The organism is Psychrobacter sp. UBA3480 (genome assembly GCF_002377945.1).
In the GTDB taxonomy this organism is placed as follows: domain Bacteria; phylum Pseudomonadota; class Gammaproteobacteria; order Pseudomonadales; family Moraxellaceae; genus Psychrobacter.
Genome location: NZ_DFQV01000020.1, coordinates 350686 through 367635 on the forward strand (window position 1 = coordinate 350686; position 16950 = coordinate 367635).

A 16950-nucleotide genomic window follows, 5' to 3' on the forward strand; every position below is an offset into this window, starting at 1 on the left:
TATTAATTATATTCCTTACATGCAGCCAGTTTGCCTTTTCCAAAATATCTATTTAGTTCTTTTTTACTCTATTCATATAACCTCACTTGCTTGCTAAACCTTGGACTAGCTTTCTTAAGGTTTGCTTACTGTTGTATATTGTTGAACGAACGCTATTTTTGCTATGGCAAACACCAGCGCCGCGCTATAGTAAGCACGGTTTAATAGTCATACAGTTGGTGTCATTCAATATTTGGCTTTGGCTAAAATAGCAAACCCAAACTCAAACTGGGCGCAGCGCTGGATAAAAATAAAACCATGGTTTATAGTGACAATAGTTTCAGAGCTCATTGATATATCATTAATGAGAGCTATGATAGAACGCCACTTTTACTATTTACATAACTGTGATGACCAAAGCGATGACTATGACTGACAAACTCCAAGTAAATATGACGCAAAAAAGTGCTATTCAGAATACGCAATCCCATTCAAATATTGTAACTGACCATAAGACCGCTTCTTCAGCTATGCAGTGCAGTGTGGCGAGAAAGTCTGGTCAAGCAGGATTCACTCTTATCGAGATTATGGTCGTTATTGTGATCCTAGCCATTCTTGCTGGATTAGTGGTACCAAAAGTAGTTGGTCAAAGTGATAAGGCCCGTGTTAAAACAACTGAAACGGCGCTTGCCACTGTCTCAAATGCGCTAGATATGTATAAGGTTGATAACTCGCGCTATCCAACGACTGCACAAGGGTTAGAGGCGCTTACGACACCGCCAGCTGATGCAAAAAACTATCCTGAAGGTGGATATATTAAAGGTGGCTATCCAACCGATGGCTGGGAAAATGAGATGCAGTATGTTGCACCAGGTAGTGAAGGGCGACCTTACGATTTATTTTCATTAGGTGCTGATGGTCAACAAGGTGGTGAAGGTCAAGATGCGGATCTTTATGCTCAGTTATAAAGCTTAGTAACAGACGTATAGTGAACAAATTCTGATACTGATATAGCTTTGTAGAATGAAACATTCGTTCATCCATGCACTTTCAACAATTTATAAATATCAACCAATATTCTCTTATTGGTTGATATTTTTTATCAGTAGATAAATCGCCTGCTGTTCATTACAAGTTTGATAGCCAGTGCTATAAATATATCTAGGCGCTCAGCAAAATAGTCATCGCAAACTGCAATTAAAGGTAATCATCTATGTCGATTCAACAGTCTAATAAATATTTTTCTAAAAACCTTTATAAATTGGTTCTAACTGTTGCAAGCACTTCATTAGTAACGGTTCTGTCAATGACATCGATCAGTGTACAAGCAGCAGGGTTAAATGACTTATTTAAAAATAGCTCCTCGGCAAAATCAAAGTTCTTACCAGTGGATGAAGCCTTTCAGGTGGTCAGTAATACCAAAGCGACTTCCAAAGGCACCCGGTTGTCGATCAGTTTTGAAATTACGCCAGGGCATTATGTTTATAAGGATAAGCTTACGTTGAGCTTCCCTAAAGGAATAAGTGCCACGCCGTTCACTTTTAATCAATCACCAGTATCAATCAATGATCCGACCTTTGGTCAGGTTCCTGTATTTACGCAAAGAAGTGTCATTGCAACCACGACGCTGACGACGAGTAATGGTAAGAGCGCCAAAAACGCGCCTATTATTATTGGTTGGCAAGGGTGTGCAACAGCAGGTCTATGCTATCCACCAGAAAAAGTTAAAACCAAGATAGACATTGCTGCGACACGCAAATAAATAGCGAGCAGATTGATTAAAATATCGGTAATAATAGGTAGCCATTCATGTCCATCAAGACATCACCAAAGTCCTCATCATTTAGCGTATCTACTCATTCGAAAAAATCACATATCTTAGCGCTTGCTATCGCTAGTGGCTCATTGTTGACAGGTTTATCAGCGACATCGGCGGTACAAGCGGCAGGGTTAGGCGACCTTTTCGGTAGTAGTGAAAGCTCATCGAAGTCAAAGTTTTTGCCAGTAGATCAAGCGTTTCAGGTAAGTACAGATAGTACCCCCGTCAAAGCAGGTACGCGGTTATCTATTAATTTTGATATCACTCCTGAACATTACGTCTATAAAAAGCAAATTAAGCTTACGCTACCCGCTGGCGTGACGGCTGCACCTTTTACCTTTAGCCAGACACCATATTCGATAGATGATCCAACATTTGGCAAGGTACTGGTATTTGACCAAGCCAATATGGTCGCTACCACCACACTGACGAACAATAGTGGCAAGAATATAGATAGTGCCGCTATCGTCGTCGGCTGGCAGGGCTGTGCAAAAGCAGGGCTGTGCTATCCACCTGAAAAGATTAATACGACTGTCGATATTGCAGCTGCATCGACGCAGGTATCAGCAGATAGTAAGAATACTGCGAGCTCGACCGATTCAGAGAATAGTGCTACGGCGACACCAGAGGAAGCAAGCTCAACAGCTCTTGATAATACTTTGCCTGATGAGGCGCAAGCACTGACAGACGATGGTGCTATTGACTATGATCTCATTGATGACAGCGCTGTAGAGTATGATTCTTTAGATAGTAGTGCGGCGACGAATACGATTTCTGCAGCAAATAGCAGCGTATCGGGCGAGACGGCCAATAGCGAAAGTACCTTGAATAACAGTTTCGTTGATAGCGATCCTTTTGGTTTGGCCTCTCACCCTTGGCTGGCATTAGTACTATTATTTTTAGCAGGCTTAGGCTTGGCTTTGACGCCTTGTGTCCTACCGATGCTGCCTATTGTGGCCAATATTGTAGCCCGCGAACAAAACCCAACGGTCAAACGCGGTGTCATCTTGACCACCAGTTACGCGGTTGGGGTAGCGACTGCTTATGGTATTTTGGGCGCTGTCATTGCAGTATTCGGTGAGTCTTTAGGTATTATTGGTTGGCTGCAGAATCCAATTATTCTCATTAGCTTTGCTATTGTTTTTATACTTCTCGCACTATACATGTTAGGTCTTTTCAGTGTGCGATTACCACAAGCGATCAGTCGAAAGATGCAAGGCTTAAGCCAAGCAGGTGACAGTAAGCTTGGCAGTACAGGCGGCAGTTTAATCGCTGGGTTTTTATCTGCGCTAGTCGTGTCACCTTGTGTTTCTGCGCCATTATTTGGGGCATTATTAGCGGTTTCTACCATTGGTAGTCCATTGCTAGGCTTTGCCGCTTTATTCATGCTGGGTTTTGGTTTATCCGCACCACTTATTCTAATCGGTGCTACCCAAGGCAAAATTATGCCAAAGGCAGGCGAGTGGATGAATTGGGTCAAGCAAGGCTTTGCTTTACTACTGTTTGCCGTGGCACTGCTATTGATTGAGCGAGTCTTTATATCGCCAGTCATGCTGATGGTATGGGCGTTATGGTATATGGTCGTGGCAACATGGGCATGGAGTTGGCTAGGTAAAGGTCGTATGCTGACCCAAGCATTGAGCCTTATCGCTGGTATTTGGGCAGCATGTTTAATAGTCGGCGCTGCATTGGGTAATGACGATAGCTTACATCCATTAGCGTCATTGGGTGCAGCACCGATGATGGTACAGTCAACGTCTGGTCAACCAGTGAATAGTGATAGCACCACTGATAAGACGATCACGACGCTTGCAGAGCTAGATGCCATTGTCGCAGCCAATCCGAATGTCATTGTCGATCTGACAGCAGAGTGGTGTATTGAGTGCCGCATTATGGACAAGAACCTGTTTCATAATCGTCCAGCGCAGATGCAAGATTGGCAACTAGTAAAGCTCGATATCACTGAGACGACAGCAGACTCAAAAGCCGTGTTGTCTCGTTACCAACTCTTTGGTCCACCAGCGTTACTGTATTATATTGATGGTCAGCTAGTAAATCAGCAAGTGGGTGAGATCGGTCGCTCAGAATTTGAGCAAACATTATCGGCGTTGAACAACTAACATTTAACAATGAACACTTAAGAAACCAGTGTAATATTTCGAAAATTCTTAAGAATATTAAGAAGGCCAGTATACTAAGAAAGTATGCTGGCTTTTTTGATGCCATTAAATTCATACTATGGAATGTTTATTAAGTATTTGTTATATAAGTAATTATATTGATATACGCTTATTTTAACTATCGATAAAGCTAGTATCGTGCTTATATTTTCATTACAATAAAGAAACAATGCAGCAGGGGCACTAATTGTCATTTTTTTCGCTCCTAATATCTGCGATTAGCTGATAGTCTCAGTCAATTCTATTTTAGCGATAACGCTAATGGCTATATTAATTACCTCATATACTCTGCTAGCGCTAATGCTAGTTAGATAAAGGACACTTATGTTTGCCCATACCAATACTCAGCGTCACCAACAGCCGTCTTACCAGAATGCGCAGATGCCTCTTCGTATTGCAGTTGCTCTTGCGTTGAGTTGTACCACGATACAAGTACAAGCTGCTGATGATTCTCAGACTTATAACGAACTGCCAGCACCCGAAGCTGCGTTTGAATACGAGGATCTTGACCTATCACAGAGTCTTGATAACAGTGCGATATCTTCTGATATGAGTACACAAAATGGCAAAATAATTAGCAAAGAATTTATTGCTCAGCAAGCCAAGCTGTTTTTTGAATGTACTCAAGTCCAGTCTAGTGCTGCTCGCCTCGCTTGTTTTGATAAAGTAGCTGAACAAGGTAAGACACCAAGCTACACCTCAACCAAACAACCAATTGATTTGGCAAAGACCTTTCAAAGTACGGTCTCAGGTAATCCAAAAGTGATATTGGCTGAGTCTCAAACGGCGATGAGTGGGACGACAGTTGAAGATGCAGATACCATTTTAATGACCAATCAGCAAACAGCAGCCAGCAAATTGAAGGCAAATGGCAACGTAGAAATAGATGCTGAAACGAATAGTGAGGCGCAAATTTTAGAAAATGTAGGTGTCACTCAAACAGACATCGAAAAATTCTCGCCACTCAGTCTATCTTATGACCTAGATAAAAACAGTGAGCGTGGTACTTGGACGGTTAGACCATATCGACCGACGTATCTGTTGCCATTATTTTATACTTTCGATCCTAATTTGAATCCAAGCACACCATCACAAGAAACAGATCCTTTTGATTCTAATGACATACGTGAGACTGAGCTAAAATTCCAATTGTCCCTAAAAACGAAAGTCGCAGAAGATTTGTTTGATACCAGTGCTGACCTATGGTTTGGCTATACTCAAGAATCACATTGGCAAGTTTATAACGAAGACAACTCGCGTCCATTCCGTGCTACCGATTATCAACCTGAAATATTCTTAACCCAACCTGTGACAGCAGATCTACCTTTTGGTGGACGTCTACGTATGTTGGGCGCAGGTGCTGTCCATCACTCGAATGGACAAGATGATCCATTATCACGTTCATGGAATCGTGCTTACCTCATGGCGGGTGCAGAGTGGGGCAGACTCTCAGTCATACCGCGCCTATGGGCTCGAGTAAATAACGAAAGTAGTAGCGATGACGATAATCCAGATATCGAAGACTACATGGGCTACGGTGATATCAAATTCTTGTATGATTTGCCAGCTGATCAGAGCATTAGCGGTACCTTGCGCTACAATCCAGGTACCAATAAAGGTGCTGCGCAAATCGACTATATCTATCCTATATCAGAGAACGTTAATGGTATGGTGCAGCTATTCCAAGGCTATGGTGAGTCGATCATTGATTATAATCATGAAAATACCTCTATCGGCTTTGGTATCGTACTGAACGATTGGAAAGGACTCTAATTTAGCAAGGACATCAATTTGAGAAAGGTTCTGACATAGATGAAATTTATTATAAGTTATGACGAATAATAGTTTATGCGCCGTTTAGCGCCTTATCAAACTGGACTGTGGTTGGCAGAGTATATGGATATGCGCTGCCAACTATGCCGTATTTATCGTAGTACACCACAATCTCAACTACTGCACCATCAAGCCCCATCTAGTCTACATGATGTATCGGATGCATCTTCTACACGGACAGCCTTAAAGAAACACTCTTTTCTTACTGATATCATTCATCAAGCAAACAGCTATTTGAGCAGTGGTTTACTTTGTGCTCACTGTCACAATGATATTACTTGGTTGCCAAGACCTTTTGAAGTGGATATCGCTCCTAGTATATCTCTATCTATCCAAGCCTCCACCTACTATGAGTATCCGATACGTCAAGCTATCCGAGCATTTAAGCATCAAGAGGATATGACGAAATTGCCGTTACTATTACATGCCATACGTCAATTACCGCGTCCACACGGTTGTCATCGCAATAACAGCGTGATTGTTGCTATGCCAACGACAAGTCAACGATTGGTCAAACGTGGGTTCGATCCTGTCAGTATTCTATCTGCTCAATTGTCTAAACATTGGCAAATTCCTTTATGGCAAGGCGTTCAGCGTATTGACGATACAGTTAGTCAGCAGGGACTGTCTCGTGCCGAACGTCTTAGCAACTTAGATAACGCCTTTGCTCTAATCGAAAACCCTCCTAAAAAACGCTTACTATTATTTGATGACGTATCTACTACAGGTGCAAGCTTACAATCATTAGCGCGAGTCCTTGTTCCACCTGCAGCAGTAAAATTAGCAACGGATAGCAGCCATAATATTTATCAAATTTCTGCTTACGTATTAGCCCATGGCAGCAAATCCTAAACCCAATATATCTTTGTCAGTAATATCTAATTATTGCTAATATATTTCCTTAACGCTATATTATTATAACTATGTATACTAATTTGTTGTTTTATAGCTGTATACGTCGATAGTGATTTACATATTTATGGATAAGTTACATATATTAAGTGACAAATATCGACTTTTTTAAACATCATTAGTTATATGTCGTGGAACGAAAATTGCATATTATTAGGGTAGTCAGTATAAAAATAGTAGTAAGCTAAAAATATAAGATACTTACAATAAATTTTAGTGAGATATAGACGAAAGATAGTTAATTGCCGTTTTAAATAGGAATATGATGTGAACGCATCTTTGAACGAATTATCACCTAAGCTAAAAAATATTAGTTCAGGTTTTACCTTGATTGAACTAATGGTAACCATTGCTGTACTCGCCATTATTGCAGGTATTGCGGCGCCTAATATTAGTACTCAGCTTGCAGACCAGCGGGTTAAGTCGACGGCGGCGACGATTGCTAATGCGTTAAAAGAGGCTAAAGTAGAAAGTATTCTTCGTCGGCAGAATATTACTGTTTTATATGATACGTCTACTACTCCTAGTAAAATTGTATTGCAAGCTAATGGAGCTAGTATCTCTAGCTATAATCTCAATAGACAGAGCGCGGTAACACAACAAATTAGTCCTACTACTGTTACTAATATTGTTTTTCGACCTAGTAAGTCAATAGATGGTGGTGCAACAGTAGTTTATACCATATGCGATAGCGGCTCTACTAGTGAATCTCCTAAGCAGGTTAGTCTTACGAGTATTGCTAATGTTGATATTACAAACGCTGGGAGTTGTTAATGAAAAACGTCAGCCAGCAACAAGGTGTAGGATTGGTAGAAGTGTTAGTAGCGCTATTACTGTTAGCAGTCGCTGTATTGGGCTTTACGGCTATGCAAATGTCAGCAGTAAAAGCCACAGATGAAAGTCTTATGCGCACTCGGGCACTAACTATAATGAGAGGTGGTGCTGAGATAATGCGCACCAATCCTGATGGCATCAGTGCTTTTAAAACAGCTATAAACGGTACAGCTGACGCAGTTACTATCGATGGTACTAGTATTACAAAAGACAGTTGTATAAAAAACACCAATACCGTACCAGTAGCTGCTGATAGTTGTACGCTTGCGCAGCTTGCGACTCGTGATGGCCTATTAGTCAGATCGTATGCAAGTGCGAATGATATTACGATTGGTTTAGTACCAAATGGCTGTCCTGGTACATCGGGTAAACAAGAGCGTCAGTGTTTTGTTGCTAGTTGGGGAGATACAACCATTACGTTAGATAATAGTTTATCGACTGCTTGTGCTAATGCAGATGGTACTTATAAGAATGGTGCAGAGTGCTTTATTATGGAGGCTTACTGATGATATCAAGCTATAGTCGCAGATATGAACATCAACAAGGCTTTACGTTAATAGAGCTTATGATTTCTCTGATTTTAGGTTTACTAGTATCAGCTGCCGTGATGCAAGTATATTTAATCAATGTTAAGACCAGTAGTATTCAATCTAGTGGTAGCGAACTACAAGATGCAAGTATATTTGGACTACAACAATTAGAGAAAAAAGTACGAATCGCAAATTTAGGTAATCCAACTACTCAAATTACTAGTACAACGGTAAATGGGGGAATTGTATTAACTGCTGCTAATCTAGGTATAACAACACCTTATACTAATACCGCCTATCTAACAAGACGTGATGGTGATAGTGCTATTGGCACCAATGGATGGACAGGTATCTCTAATACTAATGTTAATAGCGATCAGTTGACCATTCAATACACCAATACAACGGGCAATATCATGAGTGATTGTGAAGGTGCGGATGCTGCTGTTAATGATATTGTAGTGGAGCGCTACTTTTTACGTAGAGCAACAGGTGATACGAGTACCGGTAATATAAGAAATTTAGTACTAGCCTGTGATGCAGGAAGGGTTAGTCCAACTGGTGGCATACTCACTGTTGGTGCGTCAACAGACTCTCGTAATTTTGGCACAGCTGGTCAAGAGTTTATTATCAATGTTGACCAATTTAAAATTTTACTAGGTACAAAATCGTCAGCAGCAGCCAGTGCAGGCCAAATGATGTATCTACCAAGCAGCTCATATTTATTGATGGCGACGAAGCCGTCAATAACAGCTGTGAAGATAGGTCTTATTGTTCATGGTACGACACCTATTATAGGTAGTAATGACCAATCTTCATTTACCTTACTGGGCCAAAGTAATAGTTTGAAGACAGACACTACTCGCCAACAGCAAGTGCGTACAAGTTATGAGTCTACAACGCTATTGCGTAATGCACGAGTGATTGATGTTGATACTAGCTTAACTCCTTAAGACCTATTAGGATAATTTGAAATGAGCAACCACTATCGTTTATCACATTCTTTAGACCAAGGAAAGAAAAGTGGTCAGATATATTCTAATGGAGAGCGTGGGGCAACACTGATCGTGGTGCTATTGTTCTTAGTTCTCATTATGTTAGCAGGCGCGATAGCCGTTAGACAAAGTAATACCGATTTAAAAATTGCAACGAGTGATCAAATAAATACGGTTTTATTACAATCATCTGATAGCGCCAATCAAAAGCTAGAAATGATGGTTAATGGTAGTCCGAGTTCTGAAGAGTACCGCGACGTAACAAGTGCAGCAGGGGTGTTTGGTCATTTTTTATTGAATCCAGACAATGCAACCAACGAATTTATTTATTGTTTCAATCCTCGCACTAAAAAATACTTGGCCGCAAATGCCTCTGTCAAAAAATCGACTGGTGGCTATTGGAGTAGTTTAAGCGGTGGATTCTGTGATTATACCAACGCCAATGACTATACCAGTGCTAGACAGACAGTCATGACACAAATGAGTGTTACAGTTACGCCTACCAACCCCAATACACCTGTGTTTGATCATATGGTTATCGGTAAAGAGGTACAAGATAGGACCAGTAAACGTTACCAGTTTGACGTTCGAGCCTCTTCCGCTCTACCAGCTTACAACGAACCAAAAGTAGGCAGTGACAAATGTTTTGAGCAAACCAGTATAAATGCCAATGTAGCTACTGGCAAAAAATCTCTAAGCGATTGTATGTTGTCTGCATCTACGCCAAGCAAAATGCTATATGAGCAAGTAGATGTAGAAAATGCTTCTTCGTCCACCTTATGTATACCATATGGTAAAGGCACACTGTCATCAAAATGCATACTCTCAGTTACCCCCTAATCTGCTTATTAATTACGCTAATTTCATAAAGGATAGATGTCATGAAACGACTTGACAACGTATCAAAAAACACGGAAAAACGTACGTTACCACTGAAATATTTAGTCGTTGTAATGGCATCAATGGTTGCGATGCCAATATCACAAGCGGATGTCGCAAATAAACAAATTGGCGACTTAGAGATTTATAAAGCGGCTGAAGGTGGTAAAACTACTATTACCATGATGTTGGATACCTCAGGTAGTATGAGTATCAACCAAGTGAGTTATGCTTGTGATTTACCTTCAGGAGTTTCTTATACTAAGGGTTCTGAGGTATCTACGACTGTACCTACATATCCTAAAAACTATTGTGAGACTAGAAAGTACTTTTATCGTTATTCTCCAGTGGGTCAATGGTACCGATGTGGTGCTAGCGATGGGTCTGGATCTGTTGGTTACGGTTTTGCAGATTGCGGTACAGCGATTTCTCCCCCAACAGGAAGTGGGTTTAGCTCTATAACCTCTGGTAGTGGTAATATTTATTTTTACAAATTTGATAAAGTTTATGATCGCTTAACACGTCTTAAAGATGCCATATTTACCTTGATGGACAGTACTCAGTTAGATTCTACAAAGGTTGCTATCGGTATTGGTCAGTTTTCTACACAGAGTAATAGTAACAACCAGTATAAAGGTGGTGATGGTAGGAGTGGAAAAATCCTTGTGCCAGCAGCATTAATTACCCCAGCACAGCGTACTGCTATTAAAGTAGCAGTAGCAGGCTTGAATGGTGAAAATGGTACGCCAACAGCCAATGCTTATGCTGAGGCTGGCGCTTATATGTTGGGTACCAATACCTCTAACTCTTCCTATAGTGGTTTTAGTGACTCTGTGTCATCTTCTAAGAGTGGTAATAATTATATTAGCCCATTGTCGTCTACTACTAGTGCTAGCTGTGATGGAAGAGGAATATACTTCTTAACAGATGGTAATCCAAATAGTGCACCTTCTCCTACTACCCTTATGAGGTCAGCACTGAACGTTACAGGAAATACTTTCAGTGTGCCATCTTCAGGAGCGTTACCAAGCGGTAGTGAAAATAACAATGGTATGCCTGAAGTAGGAGCATTTGCTAAAGCGTTGCGTAATCCAGCTCTCAATCCATTAGGGGCAAATGGTGAAATTTTAACAGCTGTGGTTGGGTTTGGTTCAAGTTTCGACGTTGACCGAGTAGCTGATGCAGCCTTGCCTGAAACAGAAAGGGTAATTCGTAGGCTTTCGTACGTAGATTCCAAAGGCACGCAGAAAACAAGTGATTTTTACAACTGTGAAAAAATTACAGGCGTTGATGCAAAAAATGCTTGCAACTGGGGAGCAAAGTCACACCCATCGTTACCCAATGTAGGTGGGTTTGGTGAAGGTGGTTTCTATTCAGCACAATCCACAGAGGATATTGTTAATAGTATTACAACCTTTGTTAGCGACCTTAATCAAACATTACCTTCTACACCTTCAGGTACTATCATCGTTCCTAACGATCCTTACCGTGCTGATAGCCAACTTGCTATTGCTTATTACCCAACCCTACAGCCTAAAGTTGCTGAGAACTCAGTGATTTGGGAAGGTAATATGAAAAAATACAATTTGAATGAAGGAACACTATACGGTAAAAATAGTGCAAAGCTGTTCAAAAATACAGCAGGGGAGTTGAACAAAACGACACAAGATTTATGGTCTGACAAAGACTATACCAATGCAAACGATAAAGTGGAATCTGGTGGATTCTATGCGCAACTAAAAACACCAGATACAGGTGTATCTTCAGTCAGGACGTTATATGTAGAGGACTGGAAGAGTGCTACAAACCAAACCACTATGTTGAGGAAATTCGGTGTAAACAGTGCTGGAAAAGTAACACTAGATAATGCTCCACTTTCTAGTACTAATAAGTTCAATGATACAGGCACTTACTCTGAGACTTCTTTGAGAAAGCTATTGAACTTTTTAGGCTTTGATGTTCTTCCAAGTACAGCTACAGCAGTTAAGGACATGACACTGAGTACTGCAAATGCTTCGAAAGCAATCAAAGTTGTTGGTGCGACATTGCACTCTACACCAGCATCTGTGTCTTATTCTGCAACACTAGATGCTGATGGTAAAGTTACCGACCAACGTGACGATTATATATTATTTGGATCTACTGAAGGCGGATTGCACCTTGTCAATGCCGACAACTATAGTAATGCTGGTGATGGCGGAAAGGAAAGATTCGTCATTATTCCGAGAGAGATGCTGAGAAATACTAGCCAGTCAGATGCGCTCATAAAGGATAGTACCAAAACTGAGATTGGAACGCCAAATTTTGGTATTGATGCACCATGGTTAGTCAATACAGATTATCAGTATGATTTTCCAAATAAACGAGTATCTATCGATACTAGTGGTAACAAAGGTGTATTTGCTTATGGCGGCTTAAGAATGGGGGGCGAGGCTTTTTATGGCATAGATCTTGGCAATATAGACAGTCCAAAGATGTTGTTCTCTATTACGCCTTCGACTGCAGGATTTAGCCGCATGGGGCAAATATGGGCAAAACCGACCAAAGCAAAAATTAAAACCAGTAGCTCAGATACAGGGACTGATGTTCTAGTATTTGGTGGTGGTTATGATACATGTTATGAGAATGAAAGCTTTCAGGTTGGTATCGTAGATTCGTTGTTAGGTGGCTGTTCTGCAAAAACCTCAGCTAAAGGTAACGCGGTCTACATTATCAACGCAAAAGATGGCGCATTAATATGGTCGGCATCTAGTGATAGTGGGGCTACTAAAACAGTTACGGACATGAAGAACAGTATTGTTGGTGGTGTTACGACTTTGGATCGTGATAATGACGGTTTTATGGACCATATCTACTTTGCAGATTTGGGTGGTCAGGTGTTTCGTGCGGACTTTACCAATGCTGGTTTCGTCAAGCCAGTAACATCAGGCACAGCATCTCCTGAATCAAAATTTAGTAATACTCGAGTAACACGCGTGCTTAAAAGCACTCATGCGACAACGGTAAGTCAAAAGTATGCTTATCGTTTTTATGAACGTCCAGTAGTTAGCTTCTACCGTAATTCAACCACAAATACATTATTTGCACTGGTCAACGTGATTTCAGGCGATCGCAGCTCACCATTATCTAAAATACGTAATACCACTGCATATGCGGATCGACTTTATGGAATTATAGATAGCGATGTTACCAAAGCCAATGAAGTATTTTATGCTAGCAACTTTACGACAGCTAGTAACATTAATGGTCAAAAAGTCGTTGATCTAGCGGACAGCAATTTGGTTCAGTTACCGACGGCGATAGGAACTGGGTCAACAGCTGGCTATAGTTTAGCCCAAAAGAATAATGTCATTAGTACAATGCAATCAGGTGTTCAGCGAGGCTGGTACTATCCATTAACACGCTTCGATGGCTACGACAATGTCAGATATACAAAAGGTATTGGTAAGTCTGAAGTTATCGACAACTTCTTGTACACCACAGTCTATAACCCAGATATGAGTTACGGTCCTACAGATTCATGCACTGCTAAAATTGTAGGTGGATCAGAGCGACAGTTGTATTGTCTACCTTATGGTATCTGTTTAGATGATACTTCTAAGAACGGTACTGGTGGATTCGTTAGAGCAGGACAGGGAATTCAGGAGCTAACTCTAGGCCCACGTAGTTCAACGCTTACAAACCAACGTCTACTTATCGGTACACAGACATTAGCAGAGCGCCAGACTGACAGAGTAAGTTTTGGTTCTGATAGCAATAAGAGTGGTAATAGCTTAATAGATGAAGCACAAGGTCTGACGAATGCTGATCAGATATTGGGTAACGGTACAGCGCCCGAATTGATATTTCATGAGCGTTTCATTCTACAACCAAAAACGTGGTATGAAGTAGACTAATAGGGCGAACTTATGAACAGACAAATGCTCAAAAATCAGACAGGATTTACACTTATTGAGCTTATGGTTGTCGTTTTTATCGTTGCTATTTTGGCAGCGATTGCGATACCTTCTTATAGACAGTACGCTGTGAGAAACGCTGAGTCACAAGCCCAAGCAACTATGCAGCAATTGGCAATAGAGCTTAATCGTTGGCGAGCTAGCGCTTTAACTTATAAAGGCTTTGTACCTAGAAAGCTCGCAAGTAATGGTGATATAAGTTATGGCTATGACGCAACTGATAACAAGACTATCTATGTCCCGAGAGGTAGTAATAATACAAACTACAGCTACTTGATTACTTTAGTGGATGGCAACACAGGTAATACGCTAGCACCCGCAGTGAATAGCTACTCTACAGCGGGTAGTTCATGGCGTATGGTAGCTACACCCAAGAGTACGGGTATTACTGAACATGCTAGCGTTATTATGACCAGTAGCACTGGCACACAATGCAAGAGCAAAGATAGAACTATTACTGCAGCATCTACCAATTGTGGTACTGGTCAAGAAAGTTGGTAGTCCTATCAAAAAACTAACTAATAGTTTCATGCATCATGACGGCGATAAGAAAGCAAATACTATGATCACAAATATAAACAACGTTAAATTGAGCAATAGACGTAATAATATTAAAGGCTTTACTCTCATTGAAATAATGATAGTAGTAGCTATCATAGGTGTGCTTGCAGCCATTGCATATCCTAATTATCAAAGATACGTTATTAAAACCAAACGTACTGATATGATGAGTGAGATGTACAATATTGCTTCTGAAATTCAAAGTCGCAAATTGGCACAGGGTGCTTATAGTAATGCCCTTCTTACAGGGTTAGGTGGTGATTATCCTAAGCAAGGCACAGCCCTTTATGCTGTTGCCATCACGCCGAATCCATTAACTGCCAAATGGGTAATTACTGCAGTGCCTAAAGCTAATACTCAGATGAGTAGCGATGGCACCTTAACTTTTAATTATCAGGGTATTAAGTGCAAGGGTAGCGTCTGTAGTACTGGAGACGACTGGAATAAATAAATAGTCACTGAAATAAGAAAGGCTGACAAAAATCGTCAGCCTTTCTTACTTTTTATTACTCATAGTGTCAAACTGACAATTTTTAGCAGCTTAAGCGTAACATTGTTGGACAATTTAAGTACATAAGACAGCGATTGTCATTTTCTTATAGCAAATTTCATTGTTTCTCAATCAAAAATCTATACTAATAGCCTTATCTGTTAATTTGGCACATAACATGCAACACTATTAGTAAGAAACAATTTTGCTATATCATCGACAGATAAATTTTGATGACTATCAGGAATCTGTCTTCGTACTACTCCAATAAGGAATGTTTATGAACACTGCTCAAAAAGGTTTTACCTTAATCGAACTAATGATCGTTGTTGCTATTATCGGTATTCTAGCTGCGATCGCTATTCCTCAGTATCAGAACTATATCGCTAAGTCACAAGTTAGTCGTGTTGTAGCTGAAACTGGCGCATTAAAAACTGCTTATGAAACTTGTTTAAACGATGGCAAAACAGCTGCTAACGCTTGTGACCTTGGTTTCACTGGTTCAAATCTTTTCGATTTATCTGAACCAGCAGTTACCGATGCAACAAACCCGCCTGCAGTTGCTGTAACAAACGCCACTGTACTTACGTCTGACGGTACGATTGAAGGTACTTTCGCTGGTTCAGCATCGGCAGCATTAACAGATGCGGCGACTACAGTTGTTTGGTCACGTAGTGATTTGGGTACTTGGACTTGTGCGTTTGATGGTGATGATAAATATGCAGCAGCAGGTTGCCCATAATAGTTATTTTCTATCTTAGAGCTCTTCTAATTTAGACAGTTACAAGAAAGCCAAGCCTATTGCTTGGCTTTTTTGTGGCTTAATTTTAATGGTCATACGATCAGTAGTTTACCATCTACTGTAATGATGGGTAAGTGAATAATAATGTCTTTATAAAACATCCTGTTAAATTAGCTAGACATTTTAACAGGATGTTTTATATGAATTAAGAGATAATGGCATAAACTGTGCACCTGTAGAGATACTACTATAAATCTGGCTACTACTATGTTATTTACTAAAAATCGTCACACAGTAGATCAGTTTGGGTTTACCTTGATTGAACTGATGATAGTCGTGGCCATCATTGGCGTATTAGGAGCCATTGCAATACCACAGTATCAAATTTACATAGGTAAAACTCAGGCCACACGAGTGGTCAATGAGTTGGGACAACTGCGTCTGACGGTGGAAGAGTGTATACAGACGGGTAGGACAATAATTGGTTTAAGTACAAGTGAATGTGATCCGCGAGCATCCGGTTCTAACCTTATAATGGGTAGCTCGCAAGTGGGTGTGGTATTGCCTAATAATATTGGTATTGCTCAACTTAGCAACCCGCTGACACCGTCTTCTAGTATTATTGCCACTATATCGACACAGGTGAATCCAAAACTAGCTAGAAAAAAAGTAAAATGGCTTCGCACTAGTACAGGCTCATGGAGTTGTAGTAGTAATATAGAAGCAATATATCTACCTAATTCCTGTAGCCACAATGCTAATCTATAGTGTGTTTGGCTAGTATAATATTTATCTTCAAAGCAAAGAAAACCACCTAACAGCATATCGCTATTAGGTGGTTTTTTATTGGTACAATATATAGGTAATTTAAGATGAGGATTACCTTTCTAAATATTGAATCTTACCTTCTACGCCGTCCCACTTTTCAGCTTCTGGCATTTGCCCTTTCATCTCAGTGATGTTTGGCCATTTTTGTGCCAGCTCTTCATTTAGCTGAGTAAACATCTCTTGGTCTTTCGGTACTTCATCTTCTGAGAAGATCGCATTGGCCGGACATTCAGGCTCGCATAGCGCGCAGTCGATGCACTCATCAGGATCGATGACTAGGAAGTTTGGGCCTTCATAAAAGCAGTCCACAGGACAGACTTCTACACAGTCGGTGTATTTGCAAAGAATGCAGTTATCTGTAACGACAAAGGTCATAGTGAGGTCTACCTGTTATTGGATTGGCTGATATAGT

At 40.6% G+C, this 16950-nt stretch carries 15 protein-coding genes; 14 read left to right on the top strand and 1 reads right to left on the bottom strand.

All coding sequences use genetic code 11. The features are described from left to right. The first annotated feature begins 509 nt into the window (after nt 1-509). The 14 genes from gspG to B2863_RS08880 all read left to right on the top strand — a co-directional run bounded on the left by gspG (nt 510) and on the right by B2863_RS08880 (nt 16478). Entirely contained in the window at nt 510-947 is a 438-nt protein-coding gene (gene gspG, locus B2863_RS08815; RefSeq protein WP_296209810.1) for a type II secretion system major pseudopilin GspG, read from the top strand. 245 nt (nt 948-1192) lie between these two features. After that, nucleotides 1193-1741: a protein-disulfide reductase DsbD N-terminal domain-containing protein gene (locus B2863_RS08820; protein ID WP_296209409.1), complete on the top strand. Its 549-nt coding sequence runs from the start codon at nt 1193-1195 to the stop codon at nt 1739-1741. 47 nt (nt 1742-1788) lie between these two features. Then, nucleotides 1789-3918: a protein-disulfide reductase DsbD domain-containing protein gene (locus tag B2863_RS08825; RefSeq protein WP_296209412.1), complete on the top strand. Its 2130-nt coding sequence runs from the start codon at nt 1789-1791 to the stop codon at nt 3916-3918. 384 nt (nt 3919-4302) lie between these two features. After that, entirely contained in the window at nt 4303-5751 is a 1449-nt protein-coding gene (locus B2863_RS08830) for a phospholipase A (protein ID WP_296209416.1), read from the top strand. A gap of 75 nt (nt 5752-5826) precedes the next feature. Further along, nucleotides 5827-6663 (top strand): ComF family protein, encoded by an 837-nt coding sequence (locus tag B2863_RS08835; protein WP_296209418.1) that lies wholly within the window; start codon nt 5827-5829, stop codon nt 6661-6663. A gap of 399 nt (nt 6664-7062) precedes the next feature. After that, nucleotides 7063-7497, top strand: a complete 435-nt coding sequence (locus B2863_RS08840; protein WP_414706929.1) for a pilus assembly FimT family protein — start codon at nt 7063-7065, stop codon at nt 7495-7497. Beyond that, nucleotides 7497-8063, top strand: a complete 567-nt coding sequence (gene pilV / locus B2863_RS08845; protein WP_296209423.1) for a type IV pilus modification protein PilV — start codon at nt 7497-7499, stop codon at nt 8061-8063. Before B2863_RS08840 ends, pilV begins: the two co-directional genes overlap by 1 nt. Further along, entirely contained in the window at nt 8063-9040 is a 978-nt protein-coding gene (locus B2863_RS08850; protein ID WP_296209426.1) for a PilW family protein, read from the top strand. Before pilV ends, B2863_RS08850 begins: the two co-directional genes overlap by 1 nt. A gap of 21 nt (nt 9041-9061) precedes the next feature. Then, on the top strand, nt 9062-9922 hold the full coding sequence (locus B2863_RS08855) for a pilus assembly protein PilX (protein ID WP_296209429.1): 861 nt from the start codon (nt 9062-9064) through the stop codon (nt 9920-9922). A gap of 41 nt (nt 9923-9963) precedes the next feature. Then, nucleotides 9964-13857: a pilus assembly protein PilY gene (locus B2863_RS08860; RefSeq protein WP_296209431.1), complete on the top strand. Its 3894-nt coding sequence runs from the start codon at nt 9964-9966 to the stop codon at nt 13855-13857. A gap of 12 nt (nt 13858-13869) precedes the next feature. After that, entirely contained in the window at nt 13870-14418 is a 549-nt protein-coding gene (locus tag B2863_RS08865) for a type IV pilin protein (RefSeq protein WP_296209434.1), read from the top strand. Nucleotides 14419-14479: 61 nt separating this feature from the next. Continuing rightward, complete coding sequence (locus tag B2863_RS08870) at nt 14480-14929, top strand: type IV pilin protein (RefSeq protein WP_296209436.1); 450 nt, start codon at nt 14480-14482, stop codon at nt 14927-14929. A gap of 319 nt (nt 14930-15248) precedes the next feature. After that, nucleotides 15249-15710 (top strand): pilin, encoded by a 462-nt coding sequence (locus tag B2863_RS08875; RefSeq protein WP_296209439.1) that lies wholly within the window; start codon nt 15249-15251, stop codon nt 15708-15710. A 267-nt stretch (nt 15711-15977) separates the two neighbouring features. After that, on the top strand, nt 15978-16478 hold the full coding sequence (locus tag B2863_RS08880; protein WP_296209442.1) for a pilin: 501 nt from the start codon (nt 15978-15980) through the stop codon (nt 16476-16478). 111 nt (nt 16479-16589) lie between these two features. On the opposite strand, the gene fdxA is transcribed toward B2863_RS08880, so the two are convergent. Beyond that, nucleotides 16590-16913: a ferredoxin FdxA gene (gene fdxA, locus B2863_RS08885; protein WP_101205516.1), complete on the bottom strand. Its 324-nt coding sequence runs from the start codon at nt 16911-16913 to the stop codon at nt 16590-16592. Between the last annotated feature and the right edge of the window lie 37 nt (nt 16914-16950).

Bases quoted from the DNA above. Each gene is read 5' to 3' on its own strand.
- fdxA (WP_101205516.1), bottom strand. From the start codon at position 16,913: ATGACCTTTGTCGTTACAGATAACTGCATTCTTTGCAAATACACCGAC.
- B2863_RS08860 (WP_296209431.1), top strand. From the start codon at position 9,964: ATGAAACGACTTGACAACGTATCAAAAAACACGGAAAAACGTACGTTA.
- B2863_RS08825 (WP_296209412.1), top strand. From the start codon at position 1,789: ATGTCCATCAAGACATCACCAAAGTCCTCATCATTTAGCGTATCTACT.
- B2863_RS08855 (WP_296209429.1), top strand. From the start codon at position 9,062: ATGAGCAACCACTATCGTTTATCACATTCTTTAGACCAAGGAAAGAAA.
- B2863_RS08840 (WP_414706929.1), top strand. From the start codon at position 7,063: ATGGTAACCATTGCTGTACTCGCCATTATTGCAGGTATTGCGGCGCCT.
- gspG (WP_296209810.1), top strand. From the start codon at position 510: ATGCAGTGCAGTGTGGCGAGAAAGTCTGGTCAAGCAGGATTCACTCTT.
- B2863_RS08875 (WP_296209439.1), top strand. From the start codon at position 15,249: ATGAACACTGCTCAAAAAGGTTTTACCTTAATCGAACTAATGATCGTT.
- B2863_RS08865 (WP_296209434.1), top strand. From the start codon at position 13,870: ATGAACAGACAAATGCTCAAAAATCAGACAGGATTTACACTTATTGAG.
- B2863_RS08835 (WP_296209418.1), top strand. From the start codon at position 5,827: ATGCGCCGTTTAGCGCCTTATCAAACTGGACTGTGGTTGGCAGAGTAT.
- B2863_RS08830 (WP_296209416.1), top strand. From the start codon at position 4,303: ATGTTTGCCCATACCAATACTCAGCGTCACCAACAGCCGTCTTACCAG.
- B2863_RS08850 (WP_296209426.1), top strand. From the start codon at position 8,063: ATGATATCAAGCTATAGTCGCAGATATGAACATCAACAAGGCTTTACG.
- pilV (WP_296209423.1), top strand. From the start codon at position 7,497: ATGAAAAACGTCAGCCAGCAACAAGGTGTAGGATTGGTAGAAGTGTTA.
- B2863_RS08820 (WP_296209409.1), top strand. From the start codon at position 1,193: ATGTCGATTCAACAGTCTAATAAATATTTTTCTAAAAACCTTTATAAA.
- B2863_RS08870 (WP_296209436.1), top strand. From the start codon at position 14,480: ATGATCACAAATATAAACAACGTTAAATTGAGCAATAGACGTAATAAT.
- B2863_RS08880 (WP_296209442.1), top strand. From the start codon at position 15,978: ATGTTATTTACTAAAAATCGTCACACAGTAGATCAGTTTGGGTTTACC.